At 68.2% G+C, this 15,570-nt stretch carries 11 protein-coding genes; all 11 read right to left on the bottom strand.

What is annotated here, in order from left to right:
* Window positions 1-68: 68 nt before the first annotated feature.
* The gene (urtD, locus tag RN02_RS29410; protein WP_152623834.1) at window positions 69-914 is read right to left on the bottom strand and encodes an urea ABC transporter ATP-binding protein UrtD; all 846 of its coding nucleotides are present in this window, start codon (window positions 912-914) and stop codon (window positions 69-71) included.
* Window positions 911-1,990, bottom strand: a complete 1,080-nt coding sequence (gene urtC / locus RN02_RS29405) for an urea ABC transporter permease subunit UrtC (RefSeq protein ID WP_043318831.1) — start codon at window positions 1,988-1,990, stop codon at window positions 911-913. Before urtC ends, urtD begins: the two co-directional genes overlap by 4 nt.
* 121 nt (window positions 1,991-2,111) lie before the next feature.
* Window positions 2,112-3,701, bottom strand: coding sequence for an urea ABC transporter permease subunit UrtB (gene urtB / locus RN02_RS29400; protein ID WP_043318829.1), 1,590 nt, complete (start codon window positions 3,699-3,701; stop codon window positions 2,112-2,114).
* A gap of 129 nt (window positions 3,702-3,830) precedes the next feature.
* On the bottom strand, window positions 3,831-5,081 hold the full coding sequence (gene urtA, locus RN02_RS29395) for an urea ABC transporter substrate-binding protein (RefSeq protein ID WP_043318826.1): 1,251 nt from the start codon (window positions 5,079-5,081) through the stop codon (window positions 3,831-3,833).
* A gap of 273 nt (window positions 5,082-5,354) precedes the next feature.
* The gene (locus tag RN02_RS29390) at window positions 5,355-5,951 is read right to left on the bottom strand and encodes a MarC family protein (RefSeq protein ID WP_043318824.1); all 597 of its coding nucleotides are present in this window, start codon (window positions 5,949-5,951) and stop codon (window positions 5,355-5,357) included.
* Between the two features lie 516 nt (window positions 5,952-6,467).
* Window positions 6,468-9,272 carry a hybrid sensor histidine kinase/response regulator gene (locus RN02_RS29385; RefSeq protein ID WP_009613312.1) on the bottom strand — a complete coding sequence of 935 codons (2,805 nt, stop codon included), beginning with the start codon at window positions 9,270-9,272 and terminating at the stop codon, window positions 6,468-6,470.
* 147 nt (window positions 9,273-9,419) lie between these two features.
* Window positions 9,420-10,709 (bottom strand): phosphoribosylamine--glycine ligase, encoded by a 1,290-nt coding sequence (gene purD, locus RN02_RS29380; protein ID WP_043318821.1) that lies wholly within the window; start codon window positions 10,707-10,709, stop codon window positions 9,420-9,422.
* 90 nt (window positions 10,710-10,799) lie between these two features.
* The gene (gene purH, locus RN02_RS29375) at window positions 10,800-12,407 is read right to left on the bottom strand and encodes a bifunctional phosphoribosylaminoimidazolecarboxamide formyltransferase/IMP cyclohydrolase (protein ID WP_043318819.1); all 1,608 of its coding nucleotides are present in this window, start codon (window positions 12,405-12,407) and stop codon (window positions 10,800-10,802) included.
* A gap of 97 nt (window positions 12,408-12,504) precedes the next feature.
* The gene (fis, locus tag RN02_RS29370; protein ID WP_009613305.1) at window positions 12,505-12,825 is read right to left on the bottom strand and encodes a DNA-binding transcriptional regulator Fis; all 321 of its coding nucleotides are present in this window, start codon (window positions 12,823-12,825) and stop codon (window positions 12,505-12,507) included.
* Window positions 12,822-13,820, bottom strand: a complete 999-nt coding sequence (gene dusB, locus RN02_RS29365; RefSeq protein ID WP_043318816.1) for a tRNA dihydrouridine synthase DusB — start codon at window positions 13,818-13,820, stop codon at window positions 12,822-12,824. The genes fis and dusB overlap by 4 nt, the downstream gene beginning before the upstream one ends.
* A gap of 227 nt (window positions 13,821-14,047) precedes the next feature.
* On the bottom strand, window positions 14,048-15,553 hold the full coding sequence (locus RN02_RS29360) for a DUF3426 domain-containing protein (protein WP_009613302.1): 1,506 nt from the start codon (window positions 15,551-15,553) through the stop codon (window positions 14,048-14,050).
* Between the last annotated feature and the right edge of the window lie 17 nt (window positions 15,554-15,570).

Here is a 15,570-nt window from a genome sequence, read left to right as displayed (position 1 = left end):
GAAGCCCGAGGCCGGAAGCTGGAAGCAGAGCGGCTCCGGCTTCCAGCTTCTGGCTTTCGGCTTCAAGCTCAGCGTCCCAGATAAACCTCGATCACCTGCTCGTTCGCCTGCACTTCTTCCAGCGAGCCCTCGGCCAGCACGTGGCCCTGGTGCAGCACGCTGACGTGGTCGGCGATGCTGCCGACGAAGCCCATGTCGTGCTCCACCACCATCAGCGAATGCTGGCCGGCGAGGGACTTGAAGAGTTCGGCGGTGAATTCGGTCTCGGCGTCGGTCATGCCCGCCACCGGTTCGTCGAGCAGCAGCAGTTGCGGCTCCTGCACCAGCAGCATGCCGATCTCCAGGAACTGCTTCTGGCCGTGGGAGAGCAGGCCGGCTGGGCGGTTGCGCGAGTCGCGCAGGCGGATGGTGGCCAGCACTTCCTCGATGCGGTCCTTCTGCTCGCCGGAAAGCTTCGCCCGCAGGCTGGCCCACACCGACTTGTCGGCCTTCTGCGCCAGCTCCAGGTTCTCGAACACCGAGAGCGCCTCGAACACCGTGGGCTTCTGGAACTTGCGGCCGATGCCGGCCTGGGCGATTTCCACCTCGCTCATGCGCTGCAGGTCGTAGGTCTCGCCGAAGTACGCCTTGCCGCTGTCGGGGCGGGTCTTGCCGGTGATCACGTCCATCAGCGTGGTCTTGCCCGCGCCGTTGGGGCCGATGATGCAGCGCAGCTCGCCGACGCCGATGTACAGCGTCAGGTCGCGCAGGGCGCGGAAGCCGTCGAAGCTGACGTTGATGTCCTCCAGGGTGAGGAGGGTGCCGTGGCGCACGTCCAGGCCCTGGCTTGCGCTGGCGCCCAGGCCGACGGCGTCGCGGCCCGTGCCGCTGGGATCGAAGGCCGGTTCCAGCATCAGGTGGGGGACGGCTCTCATTGCGCTTTCTCCCGCTCGATCAGCCCGAGGATGCCCCGCGGCAGGTACAGGGTGACGACGATGAACAGGGCGCCGAGGAAGAACAGCCAGTACTCCGGGAAGGCCACGGTGAACCAGCTCTTGGCGCCGTTCACCACGCCGGCGCCGAGCAGCGGGCCGAGCAGCGTGCCGCGCCCGCCCAGGGCCACCCACACGGCGGCCTCGATGGAGTTGGTCGGCGACATCTCGCTGGGGTTGACGATGCCCACCAGCGGCACGAACAGGGCGCCGGCCAGGCCGCAGAGCACCGCGCTCAGGGTCCAGACGAACAGCTTGTAGCCGCGCGGGTCGTAGCCGCAGAACATCAGGCGGTTCTCGGCGTCGCGCAGGGCGGTGAGCACCCGGCCGAACTTGCTGCGTGCCAGGGCGAAGCCCAGCGCCAGGCTGGCCGCCAGCAGCAGGACGATGGCCAGGAACAGCGCGGCGCGGGTGCCCGGCGCGGTGATCGAAAAGCCCAGGATGCTGCGGAAGTTGGTGAAGCCGTTGTTGCCGCCGAAGCCGGTCTCGTTGCGGAAGAACAGCAGCATGCCGGCGAAGGTCAGGGCCTGGGTCATGATCGAGAAGTACACGCCCTTGATCCGCGAGCGGAAGGCGAAGAAACCGAACAAGAAGGCCAGCAGCCCCGGCGCCAGCACCACCAGGCACAGGGCCCAGAGGAAGTGCTGGGTGCCGGCCCAGTACCAGGGCAACTCGTTCCACGACAGGAAGGTCATGAACGCCGGCAGGCCGTCGCCGGCCGCCTCGCGCATCAGGTACATGCCCATGGCGTAGCCGCCCAGGGCGAAGAACAGGCCGTGGCCGAGGGACAGCAGGCCGGCGTAGCCCCAGACCAGGTCCAGGGCCAGCGCGACTATGGCGTAGCAGAGGATCTTGCCGGTCAGCGTCAGGCCGTAGGCCGACAGGTGCAGGGCGCTGGTCTCGGGCAGCAGGTGCAGCAGCGGCAGGATCAGCAGCGCGACGAGGGCCGCGCCGACGATGCCGGCGGTGACTCGCGGGCCGGCCTTCTGCGCGGCCGTCACGGTGAGTGGTTGGTTCACGGGCAGATCTCCCTCGATTCCTGTAGGAGCGAGCTTGCTCGCGAACAATCCCCGCTGCGAAGTCGTTCGCGAGCAAGCTCGCTCCTACGAAGAGCAGCTGGTTCGGGCATTGGCGTTTTCATCAATCGATGACCCTCCCTTTCAGGGCGAACAGCCCCTGGGGGCGTTTCTGGATGAACAGGATGATCAGCGCCAGGATCAGGATCTTGCCCAGCACCGCGCCTATCTGCGGTTCGAGGATCTTGTTCGCCACGCCCAGGCCGAAGGCCGCGCAGACGCTGCCGGCCAGCTGGCCGACGCCGCCGAGCACCACCACCAGGAAGGAGTCGATGATGTAGCTCTGGCCCAGGTCCGGGCCGACGTTGCCGACCTGCGACAGGGCCACCCCGCCGAGCCCGGCGATGCCCGAGCCGAGGCCGAAGGCGAGCATGTCCACGCGCCCGGTGGGCACGCCGCAGCAGGCCGCCATGTTGCGGTTCTGCGTCACCGCGCGGACGTTCAGGCCCAGCCGCGTGCGGTTGAGCAGCAGCCAGGTGAGCGCCAGCACGAACAGGGCGAAGCCGATGATGACGATGCGGTTCCACGGCAGCACCAGGTTCGGCAGCAGCTGGACGCCGCCGGACAGCCAGGCCGGGTTGGCCACCTCGACGTTCTGCGCGCCGAACAGCACGCGCACCAGCTGGATCAGCACCAGGCTGATGCCCCAGGTAGCCAGCAGGGTTTCCAGCGGGCGCCCGTAGAGGTGGCGGATCACCGTGCGTTCCAGGGCCATGCCAATGGCCGCGGTGACGCCGAAGGCCACCGGCAGCGCCAGCAGCGGGTAGAACTCCAGCAGGCCGGGGGCGAAGCGTTGCAGCAGCGACTGCACCACGTAGGTGGAGTAGGCGCCGAGCATCAGCATTTCGCCGTGGGCCATGTTGATGACGCCGAGCAGGCCATAGGTGATGGCCAGGCCCAGGGCCGCCAGCAGCAGGATGGAGCCCAGCGACAGGCCGCTGAAGGCCTGGCCGAGCAGGTCGCCGACCATGAGCCGGCGCTTGACCTGGGCCAGGCTGGTGGCGGCGGCGGTGCGTACCTGTTGGTCGGCCTCCACGGCCGGGTCGAGCAGGTTCTGCAGGCGGGTGAGGGCCAGCGGGTCGCCGGAGTCGCCGAGCAGGCGCACGGCGGCCAGGCGTACCTGCGGGTCGGCGTCGGCCAGCTGCAGGTTGGCCAGGGCCAGTTGCAGGGCGGCTTTCACCTTGTCGTCGGTTTCCGCGCCGGTGCGCTGGGCGAGCAGGTCGCGCTGCGCGGGCTTGGCGGTCTTCTGCAACTGGCGCGCGGCTTCCAGGCGCAGCGTCGGGTCCTGCGCCACCAACTGGTGGCTGGCCAGGGCGGTGTTGAGCAGGCCGCGCAGGCGGTTGTTCAGGCGCAGCTTGTCGGGCTCGCCGGCGGGCGGGGCGTCGCCTTCGGCGGCGCGGTACTGCTTGTCGTCGCCGAGGAGGAAGGCATGGTTCTGCGCGTCGACGGCGAAGCGCCCGGCCTGGATGGCTTCGAGCAGCGGCAGGCGCTCGGCCTCGGGGGCGGCGGCCCAGTGTTCGAGCAGCGCGGCGCGGCCGGCGTTGTCGGCGGCGGCGAAGTCCTGCGCCGGGCCGGCCTGCGCGGGCAGGGCGAGGAGGGTGGCCAGCGCCAGGGCGCAGGCTCGGATAAGACGGATAAGGGCGGGTGGGGGCATGGGTTTTTTCGTTGGTTGGAGGCTGGAAGCTGGAAGCTGGAAGCTAGAAGCTGGAAGCTAGAAGCTAGAAGCGAGACCGCGTCGCTTTTGGCTTTCAGCTTCCAGCTTCCAGCTTCCAGCTTTTTCAATTCAGTCCTGCTTCTTGTCGTTGCCCGGGATGAACGGGCTCCAGGGCTGGGCGCGGATCGGCTCGGGGGTCTTCCAGACCACGTTGAACTGCCCGTCGTCCTGGATTTCGCCGATCATCACCGGCTTGTGCAGGTGGTGGTTGGTCTTGTCCATGGTCAGGGTGAAGCCCGAGGGCGCCTTGAAGGTCTGCCCGCCCATGGCTTCGCGGACCTTGCCGACGTCGGTGCTGCCGGCCTTCTCCACGGCCTGGGCCCACATGTGAATGCCGACGTAGGTGGCTTCCATCGGGTCGTTGGTCACGGCGGTGGCGTAGTTCGGCAGGTTCTTCGCCTTGGCGTAGGCCTTCCAGTCGGCGACGAACTTCTCGTTCTGCGGGTTCTTCACCGACTCGAAGTAGTTCCACGCCGCCAGGTTGCCCACCAGCGGCCTGGTGTCGATGCCGCGCAGTTCTTCCTCGCCCACCGAGAAGGCCACCACCGGCACTTCGGTGGCTTCCAGGCCCTGGTTGGCCAGTTCCTTGTAGAAGGGCACGTTGGAGTCGCCGTTGACGGTGGAGATCACCGCGGTCTTGCCGCCGGCGGAGAACTTCTTGATGTCGGCGACGATGGTCTGGTAGTCGCTGTGGCCGAACGGCGTGTAGACCTCCTGGATGTCCTTGTCGGCCACGCCCTTGCTGTGCAGGAAGGCGCGCAGGATCTTGTTGGTGGTGCGCGGGTAGACGTAGTCGGTGCCGAGCAGGAAGAAGCGCTTGGCGGCGCCGCCGTCCTCGCTCATCAGGTATTCCACCGCGGGGATGGCCTGCTGGTTCGGCGCGGCGCCGGTGTAGAAGACGTTGGGCGACATTTCCTCGCCCTCGTACTGCACCGGGTAGAACAGCAGGCCGTTGAGTTCCTCGAACACCGGCAGCACGGATTTGCGCGAGACGCTGGTCCAGCAGCCGAAGACCACCGCGACCTTGTCCTGGGTCAGCAACTGGCGGGCCTTCTCGGCGAACAGCGGCCAGTTCGACGCCGGGTCGACCACCACCGGCTCCAGCTTCTTGCCGTTCACCCCGCCCTTGGCGTTGATTTCGTCGATGGTCATCAGCGCCATGTCCTTGAGCGAGGTCTCGGAGATGGCCATGGTGCCGGACAGCGAATGCAGGATGCCGACCTTGATGGTCTCGGCGGCCTGGGAGCCGAAGGGGAACAGGCCGGTGAGCAGCAGCGCGCTCACCGCCAGGGTGCTTTTCAACAGGGGACGACGTTTCATCGCGGCAGCCTCCTTGGCTTCCAGTACCTGGGAGGGTGCCGGGCGGATTCTGGGCCGTCGCCTGTGCAGCCTCCCGAAATGGGTAGGGGACCCCTGCGGGTCGGGAGGTCTATCGCAGCATCCGTGCCAAGCAGCGCAAAGCCCTGTGCCAGAGGGCTTGCGCGGCGTTTTTTGCCGTTTCGCTCGGGGTTTTCGCGGCGCCATTCTGGTGCGCCGAGGGGGCGTGCGGACGATTCGCCCCCAATTGGGGCGCGCCGCTGTGTGACGCCGGTCTCAGGGCGCGGGCAGGAAGTAGCCGCGCACGCCGGTCATGATGATCTGCGCGGCCAGGGCGCAGACGAACAGGCCCATCAGCCGGCTGACGATCTGCAGGCCCTGCTCGCCGAGCATCCGCTCGATGCGGTCGGACAGGAAGAGGGTGACGCCGAGGGTGAGGCAGGCGAGGACGATCGCCAGCAGCGCCAGCAGCTTGTCCTCCCAGTGCTGGCCGACGCCCATCACCAGCAGCGCGCCTATGGTGCCGGGGCCGACGGTGATGGGGATGGTCAGCGGGACGATGGTGACGTCCTGCTGCACGTTGTCGCTCTGCACCGCCGAGCGCCCCTGGGCCATGCCCAGGGCGGAGATGAACAGCACGCTGCCGGCGCCAATGCGGAAGGCGTCGGCGGTGATGCCGAAGAGGGTGAAGATGTAGCGCCCGAACAGGTACAGCAGCACGCTGGCGACCAGCGCCGCCAGGGCCACGCGCCAGGCCATGTGCTTGCGGTCGCGCGGGGCGAAGCCGCGGCTGAGGCTGATGAAGCAGGAAAGCACGAAGAAGGGGCTGTAGAGCACCAGCATCTTCAGGTACACGCTGAACAGCACATGCATGGGGGGATCTCGTCCGGGTGAGATGGCTCTGCTGGGGCTGAAGCATAGCGGGCGGGGTGGGCGGCGGTCATTGCCTGGGGGCGGGTTTTGGTGGGGGTTTTATTGTAGGAGCGAGCTTGCTCGCGAAGGGTGTTCACCGGTGATGTCGGTGTATTGGCTCGGCTCCTTTCCCCTCTCCCCAGCCCTCTCCCTGAAGGGAGAGGGGGCTTGTCCGCGCCGAGAGAAGTGATGGTTTCAGCCGGAAACCTTTGGCGTTGCCGGCTGACGCCAGAACACCCAGCCCTGCCCAACGGTCCCCTCTCCCTTCAGGGAGAGGGTTAGGGAGAGGGGCGGGGTCAACCCGAAACACCGCAGCCACCGGGAAACGCCCTTCGCGAGCAAGCTCGCTCCTACACCCTCCGGCAGACACAACGCCCGTAGGATGCGGTTGAGCGGAGCGATACCCATCACCGCAACCGCATGGGTTTCGCAAGCTCAACCCATCCTACGAAAAGCACCTCGGCGCCGTGATGGGCGTCAGGACGGCAACGCCGCGTCGCTCTGCTGGCGCAGGCGGCGTTCGCGTTCGGCTACCCAGTAGGCCACCAGTTCGCGCAGTTGCGACAGTTCCACCGGCTTGGCCATGTGCCCGTCCATGCCGACCAGGCGGGCGCGTTCCTTGTGTTCGCTGAGGATGTGCGCGGTGAGCGCCACCACCGGCGTGTGCGGGCGGTGTTCGCTGGCTTCCCAGGCGCGCAGGCGCTCGGTGGCGGAGAAGCCGTCGAGCACCGGCATCTCGCAGTCCATCAGCACCAGGTCGTACTGGGTGGCCTTCATCGCGGCCAGGGCTTCCTCGCCGTTGCTGGCGGTGTCCGGCTGCAGGTCGAGCTTGCCGAGCATGCCGCGGATGACCTTGGTGGAGATGCTGTTGTCCTCGGCCACCAGCACGCGGAAGTCGCTGGGCGGGCTCAGCGGCGCGGGTTCGGCGGCCGCCGGCAGGTAGTTGGTCACGCCGCTGGGGCCGCGCTGGGCCAGTTCGTCGGCGAGGGTGGCCTTGAGCGTGTAGCCGGCCACCGGCTTGGCCAGGATGCGCTTGATCCCGGCGTTGCGGGCGATGATCTTGCTCGGCGCGTTGCTGATGCCGGTGAGCATGATCAGCAGGATGTCGTGGTTGAGGTTGGGGTCTTCCTGGATCTTGGTCGCCAGCTGCATGCCGGTCATGCCGGGCATGTCCTGGTCGAGCAGGACCACGTCGAAGTATTCGCGCAGGTGCGCCTTGGTGCGCAGCAGGGCCAGGGCTTCCTTGCCGGAAGCCACGGCGCTGACGTTCATGCCCCAGACGCTGCACTGCTGCACCACCACCTTGCGGCAGGTCTGGTTGTCGTCCACCACCAGCAGGCGCGCGCCCTGCAGCGGGCTGTCGAGGTCGGCGGTGGGGTGTTCGAGCATGTCCTGGTCCAGCGGCAGGCTCAGCCACAGGGTGTTGCCGCTGTCGCCGCCGCTGTCCAGGCCGCTTTCGATGCCCAGCTGGCCGGACATCAGCTGGATCAGCTGGCGCGCGATCACCAGGCCCAGGCGGCTGCTCAGGCGGGTGGCGGAGAGGAAGTCGCGGCTGTGCAGCTCGGCGGTGAGCAGGGCCTGGCGGTCGTTGGGGTCCAGCGGGCGGCCGCTGTCCTGCACGGCGATGCGCAGGCGCGTCTTGCCCGGCGGGCCGTCGAGGGCCACCACCAGGAGGATCTCGCCTTCCTCGGTCTGCTTGAAGGCATTGTCCAGCAGGCTCAGCAGCACCTGGCGCAGGCGCGTCGGGTCGCCGCTGATCACCCGTGGCACCTGCGGCTGGGTGAAGCTGATCAGCTCGATCTTCTGCTGTTCGGCGCGCACCCGGAAGATCGCCAGGCAGTCCTCGATCAGCGCGCCCAGGTCGAACTGCACCTCGTCCAGCTCGATCTGCCCGGACTCCAGTTTGGAGATGTCGAGGATTTCGTTGATCAGCGCCAGCAGTTCGTTGCCGGCGCTGTGGATAGTCTGCACGTAGTCGCGCTGCTTGGCCGACAGCGGGGTGCCGAGCAGCAGTTCGGTCATGCCCAGCACGCCGTTCATGGGGGTGCGGATTTCGTGGCTGATCTTCGCCAGGAACTCGCCCTTGGCCTTGAGCTCGGCGCTGCTGGCGGCGCGCTTGCGGCTGGCGTCGAAGCTCTCCTGCTGCAGTTGGCGCTGGCGCTCGGCCAGGGCCAGGCTGAGCAGGAAGCCAGCCGCCGCGGTCAGCCCCAGCAGCGCGCTGCCGAGCCAGTCGCTGCGCGTGGGCACGTAGCCGAGCAGGGCCGGCAGGCTCAGCAGCCAGGCGCTGACGAACACGCCCATGGCGATGACGAACAGCCGGGCCGGGCGGTAGCCGTGGCGCATGTAGTAGGCGGCGATGAGGAACATGCCCAGGCTGGTGATCGCCACCAGGCCATAGAGCAGCTCGCCGGTGGGGATGTCCAGGGCCAGGTGCAGCAGCGCGCCGAGGCCCAGCAGGCCGAGGCTGCCCAGGGCCAGCAGGCGGCCCAGGGGGCGGCGTGGCGGCTGGCCGTGGAAGAAGCTGGCGGTGTAGCCCAGGGCGCAGAACAGCACCAGCAGCAGGGCCAGCTGGGCGGTCAGCGGCTGCCAGGTCTGGTGCGTGCCGTACCAGGGGCTGAGCAGGCCGAACAGCGTCAGGCAGGCCAGCAGCAGCCCGGCGTGCACCCCGGCCAGCCACAGGCCGCTGAGCACGCGGTTGTAGGCGAAGCGCACCAGGTTGTAGAGCAGCAGCATGCCCAGGCAGCCGAGGAGGATGCCGAACTGCAGCGGGCGCTGCTGGCCGGCGGGGTACTCGGCGCTTTCCAGGCTGATGGTGGGGCGCAGGCTCTGGCTGGAGCTCAGGCGCAGGTAGAGGTCGAGGACTTCGGGGCTGCTGCGCAGCGGCAGCAGGATGTCGCTGTTGAGCAGCGGGCGCTGGCCGGGGTAGAGGTTGCCGGCCTGGCGCTCTTCCAGCAGCTGCGAGCCGTGCAGCAGGTAGAGCTGCAGGCTGTCCAGGCTCGGCGAGAACAGGCGCAGCTGGCGCGGCGCGTCGCTGGCCGGCAGGCGGTAGTGCAGCCAGATGGCGCCGGGGCCGGCGGGGGCGTGCAGGTCTTCGATGTCGAGGGGGCTGAACAGCGGGCGCAGGCGTGCGGAGAGGACGTCCTGCAACTGCAGGCGGCCTTCGCCGTCGTGCAACTGCGACCAGCCGTCGGCATCCTGCGCCTGGACGAGGCCCGGGCCTACGAGCAGGGCCGTCAGCAGCAGGCAGACCAGAAGTCCTGTGGCGTTCCAGAGCCGGCGCACGGCGAATTCCCTTCGGTGGAGAGTGGCCGGATTATAGCCAAGTGCCGACGGCCCCGAAATCCACCCGGGCCCGCACGTGGCCGCCTGCCGACCGCAGGTCGGAAAAACGGGCGCAAAGGCGGCTCAGCCCCTGCGCCCGCCGGCCTTTCAGCCTTCGCCGCGTTCGCGGGCGATGGCGCGGTAGCCGATGTCCTTGCGGTAGAAGCAGCCGTTCCAGCGGATCTGCTCCGCCAGGCGGTAGGCCTGCTGCTGCGCCGAGGACACGCTCGGGCCGATGGCGGTGGCGCAGAGCACGCGGCCGCCGGAGGTGACCACCTGGCCGTCCTTCAGCGCGGTGCCGGCATGGAACACCTTGCCGTCGAGCTTGGCGGCTTCGGCCAGGCCTTCGATGACGTCGCCCTTGGCGTAGTCGCCCGGGTAGCCGCCGGCGGCCAGCACCACGCCCACTGTCGGGCGCGGGTCCCAGGTGGCCTCGACCTTGTCCAGCGCCTTGGCCAGGGCGGCCTCGACCAGCAGGACCAGGGAGGACTCCAGGCGGACCATGATCGGCTGGGTTTCCGGGTCGCCGAAGCGGCAGTTGAACTCGATGACCTTGGGCGCGCCGCTCTTGTCGATCATCAGGCCGGCGTAGAGGAAGCCGGTGTAGACGTTGCCTTCCTCGGCCATGCCGCGCACGGTCGGGTAGATGACTTCGTCCATCACCCGCTGGTGCACCTCGGGGGTGACCACCGGGGCCGGCGAGTAGGCGCCCATGCCGCCGGTGTTGGGGCCAGTGTCGGCGTCGCCGACGCGCTTGTGGTCCTGGCTGGTGGCCATGGGCAGCACGTTCTGGCCATCGACCATGACGATGAAGCTGGCTTCCTCGCCGTCGAGGAACTCCTCGATCACCACGCGCGAACCGGCGTCGCCGAAGGCGTTGCCGGCGAGCATGTCGCGCACGGCTTCCTCGGCTTCTTCCAGGGTCATGGCGACGATCACGCCCTTGCCCGCGGCCAGGCCGTCGGCCTTGATCACGATGGGCGCGCCTTTTTCCTTCAGGTAGGCCAGGGCCGGCTCGACTTCGGTGAAGTTCCGGTAGTCGGCGGTGGGGATCTTGTGGCGGGCCAGGAAGTCCTTGGTGAAGGCCTTGGAGCCTTCCAGCTGGGCCGCGCCCTTGGTCGGGCCGAAGATGTCCAGGCCGCGCGAACGGAACAGGTCGACCACGCCGGCGACCAGCGGTGCTTCTGGGCCGACGATGGTCAGTTGCACGTTCTTCGCGGCGAAGTCGGCCAGCTGCTCCAGGGCCAGCACGTCGATGGCGACGTTCTCGCACTTGGGCTCGGTGGCGGTGCCGGCGTTGCCCGGGGCGACGAAGACCTTCGCCACGCGCGGGTCCTGGGCGACCTTCCAGGCCAGGGCGTGTTCGCGACCGCCGCTGCCGATGATCAGTACATTCATATTCGATAGCTCTCGTCTGAGAGCTGGAAGCTAGAAGCTGGAAGCTGGAAGCGGTCGGGCTTCAGGCTTCCAGCTACAGGCTTCCAGCTTTTAGTGCCTGAAATGGCGCATACCGGTGAACACCATCGCGATGCCGGCTTCGTCGGCCGCCGCGATGACTTCGTTGTCACGCATCGAGCCGCCCGGCTGGATCACCGCGGTGATGCCGGCCTTGGCTGCGTTGTCGATGCCGTCGCGGAACGGGAAGAAGGCGTCCGAGGCCATGACCGCGCCTTTCACTTCCAGGCCGGCGTGCTCGGCCTTGATGGCGGCGATGCGCGCGGAGTTCACGCGGCTCATCTGGCCGGCGCCGACGCCCACGGTCTGGCGGTGCCTGGCGTAGACGATGGCGTTGGACTTGACGAACTTGGCCACTTTCCAGGCGAAGATCAGGTCGTGGATTTCCTGCTCGCTGGGCGCGCGCTGGGTGACGATCTTCAGGTCCGCCTCGGTGATCATGCCGATGTCGCGGCTCTGTACCAGCAGGCCGCCGTTGACGCGCTTGAAGTCCCAGCCCGGGGCGCGCTCGGCCGGCCACTCGCCGCATTCCAGCAGGCGCACGTTGGCCTTGGCGGCGACCACGGCGCGGGCGGCCGCGGAGACTTTCGGGGCGATGATGACTTCGACGAACTGGCGCTCGACGATGGCCTGGGCGGTGTCGCCGTCCAGCTCGCGGTTGAAGGCGATGATGCCGCCGAAGGCCGACTCGGTATCGGTGGCGTAGGCCAGGTCGTAGGCCTTGCGGATGCCGCCCTCGTTCTCCGGGACCACGGCCACGCCGCACGGGTTGGCGTGCTTGACGATGACACAGGCCGGCTTGACGAAGCTCTTCACGCACTCCAGCGCGGCGTCGGTGTCGGCCACGTTGTTGAACGACAGTTCCTTGCCCTGCAGCTGCACGGCGGTGGAGACGCTGGCCTCGCCCTTCTTCGCCTCGACGTAGAAGGCCGCGCTCTGGTGCGGGTTCTCGCCGTAGCGCATTTCCTGGGCCTTGATGAACTGGCTGTTGAAGGTGCGCGGGAAGGCGCCGCGGCCTTCGGTGGAGAGGGTGTCGCGGGCCTGGTCGATGGTGCCCAGGTAGTTGGCGATCATGCCGTCGTAGGCGGCGGTGTGCTCGAAGGCCTTCAGGGCCAGGTCGAAGCGCTGGGCGTAGGTCAGGCCGCCGGCCTTCAGGGCCGCGACCACGCTGGCGTAGTCAGCGGCGTTGACCACGATGGCGACGTCCTTGTGGTTCTTCGCCGCGCTGCGGACCATGGTCGGGCCGCCGATGTCGATGTTCTCGATGGCGGTCGGCAGGTCGCAGTCGGCCTTGGCCACGGTGGCCTCGAAGGGGTACAGGTTGACCGCCACCAGGTCGATCGGCTTGATGCCGTGCTCGGCCATCACCGCGCCGTCGATGTCGCGACGGCCGAGGATGCCGCCATGCACCTTCGGATGCAGGGTCTTGACGCGGCCATCCATCATTTCCGGGAAGCCGGTGTAGTCGGCCACTTCCACGGCGGCGATGGCGTTGTCCTTGAGCAGCTTGTAGGTGCCGCCGGTGGAGAGGATCTCCACGCCGAGGGCGACCAGCTCGCGGGCGAAATCGACGACGCCGGTCTTGTCGGAGACGCTGATCAGCGCGCGGCGGATGGGCAGGCGGAGGGAGTGGTCGGTCATAACGGTTCCATCTGATGAGGATAAGAGCGCTGGAGGCTGGAGGCTGGACGAGGGGCGCTTTTTCGTCCGGCCTTCAGCCTTTAGCCTCCAGCGGCTTTTAGAGGAGGTCGTACTGCTTGAGTTTCTTGCGCAGGGTGCCGCGGTTCAGGCCGAGCAGCTCCGACGCCTTGGTCTGGTTACCCTTCACGTGGTCCATCACGGTTTCCAGCAGCGGTGCCTCCACTTCGCAGAGCACCATGTTGTACACGTCCGTGACCGGCTGCCCATCGAGGTGGGCGAAGTAGTTGCGCAGTGCCTTCTCGACGCTGTCGCGCAGGGTATGGCCTTCCTGCGTCGGCGTGTTCAGGTGCTGTTTGAGGTTCGCGTTGTCGCTCACGGGTGTCATTCCACTCACTAAAGTCTCGGTCATCGTTGTCATGCGGCCACCCCTTTTCCGTTGTCGTGGCGCTCGGCGAAGAACTGCCTGACGCTGGCGCTCTGTGCATCCGTGTTCTGCAAACGATTGAACTGGGCGCGGAACTCCGCCGCCCCCGGTAACGTCGCCAGGTACCAGCCCACGTGCTTGCGGGCGATGCGGACACCCAGCTCTTCCCCATAGAAGGCATGCAAGGCGGCCAGGTGCTCCAGCAAAATGCTTTTCACCTCGGCCAGGGACGGCGCCGGCAAGGTCTCGCCGGTGCTCAGGTAGTGCTCGATCTCACGGAATATCCACGGCCGGCCCTGGGCGGCGCGGCCGATCAGCAAGGCGTCGGCGCCGGTGTGCTGGAGCACCTGGTGGGCCTTCTGCGGCGAGGTGATGTCGCCATTGGCGAACACCGGGATGGACACCGCCTGCTTGATCGCGGCGATGGTTTCGTATTCGGCGTCGCCGGTGTACAGGTCGGCGCGGGTGCGGCCGTGCACGGCCAGGGCCTGGATGCCCGACTGCTCGGCGATGCGCGCGACGTTCACGCCGTTGCGGTTGTCGCGGTCCCAGCCGGTGCGGATTTTCAGCGTCACCGGCACTTCGACGGCGGCCACCACGGCTTCGAGGATTTCGGCCACCAGCTTCTCGTCGCGCAGCAGCGCGGAGCCGGCGGCCTTGTTGCAGACCTTCTTGGCCGGGCAGCCCATGTTGATGTCGATGATCTGCGCGCCCAGCTCGACGTTGGCGCGGGCGGCCTCGGCGAGCATCTGCGGGTCGCCGCCGGCTATCTGCACCGAACGTGGCTGGTCCTCGCCGTCGTGCACCAGGCGCAGGCGCGACTTGCGGCTGTTCCACAGGCGCACGTCGCTGGTGACCATCTCCGAGACCACCATGCCGGCGCCGAGGCGGCGGCACAGCTGGCGGAACGGGCGATCGGTGACGCCGGCCATGGGAGCCAGGATCAGTCTGTTGGGCAGTGTGTAAGAGCCGATGCGAACCACCGACATCGCTTCCCTGTTATGGGGCGCAATCGCTGCACGCTCCCGCGGGTCGAGGACTCGGGGAGGGTTGGCGAGAGGCCACCGGTGCTTGCAAAAAAGGGAGGGCATGATACCCGCTCTCGATGACCGGATAAAGGCGATTTTGGATAAATTCTGAACAGCCGCCGGCTTATTGCCTGGGGTTGGAAGACGAGCGGAACTGGCGCTGCGCGGGGTTCTGCGCTATGTGCCGGTCACTCCGGAGAATGGAAGCTGAGGCTGTAGTTGACCGCCTTGGGGCCCGGGTCGAGGATGTCCAGCGACACGTGGATCGGCGTCTGCGGCGGCATCTCGCTCTGCCCGGCCAGCTCGCCGCCCAGGTATTCGCTGGGCTTGAAGCTGCGGCTGGCGATCAGTTGGCCGTTGAGGTCGGCGAAGCGCAGCTCCAGCAGCGGGAAGGGCTGGGAGAAGCTGGCGCGGTTGTAGATGATCGCGTCCACCACCAGGGCGCCGCTGAAGTCCGGGTGGCTGCGCACCACCAGGTTGCTGCTGCGGATCTGCTCGACGTCGACCTTCGACGGCAGGCTGCAGCCCAGTTGCGGGCAGAGTTCGGCGAACCAGGGGCGGTAGGCGTCCTCGCGGGCCAGCTCGTCGAAGTGGTAGGCCACGTACTGGCCGCCCAGGCCGGCCAGGGCCAGGAGGATCAGCAGCAGCCAGAGCAGGCGCCAGCCCCAGCGGCTCTTGGGCTTCTGCCAGTCCAGTTGCAGCGGCTCGTCGCTGAGGTCGTGCAGGGCGGCCTCGCCCAGGCCCGGGTCGGGGCGGCGCGGGGCCTTGTCGTCTGCCTCTTCGTCCTCGTCGTCCAGCGGCGCGCCCAGGCGGGGCGTCTCGCGTTCCGCCAGCGGGGGCTCGGCCTCGGGTTCCTCGTCCGGCTCGGCTTCGGTTTCCAGCGGCTCGTCGTCGCGGCGGGCGCTGAAGCTCGGCAGGTCGTCGTCTTCCTCTTCTGCGGCCGCGGCGGCCACGGCCGGCTCTTCGACCGGCGCGCTCTGCGGTTGCGGCGGTGCGACGGGGGGCTGCTCGGGCTCTTCTTCGATGCGGCCCAGGCTCGGTTCCTGGCGGCCGCCTTCGCTCGCCTGGCGTTCCTCGTCGCGCAGCAGGGCCTCGGCCCAGCGTTCGTCATGCGGGTCGCGCGCCGACGGGCGGTTGCCCAGCAGGGCCTCGGCCGGCTTGGGCGCGGCCTGCAGTTCGCGGAATTCCTGGGACAGCTCGAATTCGTCGAGCTTGGCCAGCTCTTCGTCGAGGTTGAGGCTGTCCAGGTCGAGATCGTCGTGGATCCACAGGGTATCGTCGGCGGACTTGGCCGCTACGGCGGCTTCTTGCGCCGGCCTGGCCGGTGCCGGGGCGGGCGCCGGGGGCTGGCTCGGGGCCGGCATTGGTGTGGCGGCCGGGGCTACCGTGCTGTCGGCGGACGGCCGCGCGCTGTGCGGCGCCAGCGGCCAGCCGAGGGTGGCGACGCCGGGCGCCGGGACGGGGCGCGGGGGCTCGCTCGGCGCGGCGGGCGCTGCGGGTTTCGGGGCCGCAGCCGGCGGCTGGATGGGCTCGCCGCCGGAGCGCGCGGTGCCGCCCAGCATATGTTGCGGGGCGTTGAACACCTTGAGGCAGGCGCCGCAGCGCACAGCGCCATTGGCCGCACCCAGCTGCGCCTGGTTGACGCGGAAACTGGTGAGGCAATGCGGGCACTGTGTGATGAAACTGGCGCTCATGCGGCGGTCCGGCGATA

Origin of the sequence: Pseudomonas sp. PI1, from assembly GCF_000812405.1 — a bacterium.
GTDB lineage: Bacteria > Pseudomonadota > Gammaproteobacteria > Pseudomonadales > Pseudomonadaceae > Pseudomonas > Pseudomonas citronellolis.
This window is presented reverse-complemented; position numbering and strand designations above follow the sequence as displayed.

What these genes read in the sequence shown, in the direction of transcription:
- dusB (WP_043318816.1), bottom strand. Translation starts at nt 13,820, where the DNA reads ATGTCGGTGGTTCGCATCGGCTCTTACACACTGCCCAACAGACTGATC.
- purD (WP_043318821.1), bottom strand. Translation starts at nt 10,709, where the DNA reads ATGAATGTACTGATCATCGGCAGCGGCGGTCGCGAACACGCCCTGGCC.
- fis (WP_009613305.1), bottom strand. Translation starts at nt 12,825, where the DNA reads ATGACAACGATGACCGAGACTTTAGTGAGTGGAATGACACCCGTGAGC.
- purH (WP_043318819.1), bottom strand. Translation starts at nt 12,407, where the DNA reads ATGACCGACCACTCCCTCCGCCTGCCCATCCGCCGCGCGCTGATCAGC.
- RN02_RS29390 (WP_043318824.1), bottom strand. Translation starts at nt 5,951, where the DNA reads ATGCATGTGCTGTTCAGCGTGTACCTGAAGATGCTGGTGCTCTACAGC.
- RN02_RS29360 (WP_009613302.1), bottom strand. Translation starts at nt 15,553, where the DNA reads ATGAGCGCCAGTTTCATCACACAGTGCCCGCATTGCCTCACCAGTTTC.
- urtD (WP_152623834.1), bottom strand. Translation starts at nt 914, where the DNA reads ATGAGAGCCGTCCCCCACCTGATGCTGGAACCGGCCTTCGATCCCAGC.
- urtA (WP_043318826.1), bottom strand. Translation starts at nt 5,081, where the DNA reads ATGAAACGTCGTCCCCTGTTGAAAAGCACCCTGGCGGTGAGCGCGCTG.
- urtB (WP_043318829.1), bottom strand. Translation starts at nt 3,701, where the DNA reads ATGCCCCCACCCGCCCTTATCCGTCTTATCCGAGCCTGCGCCCTGGCG.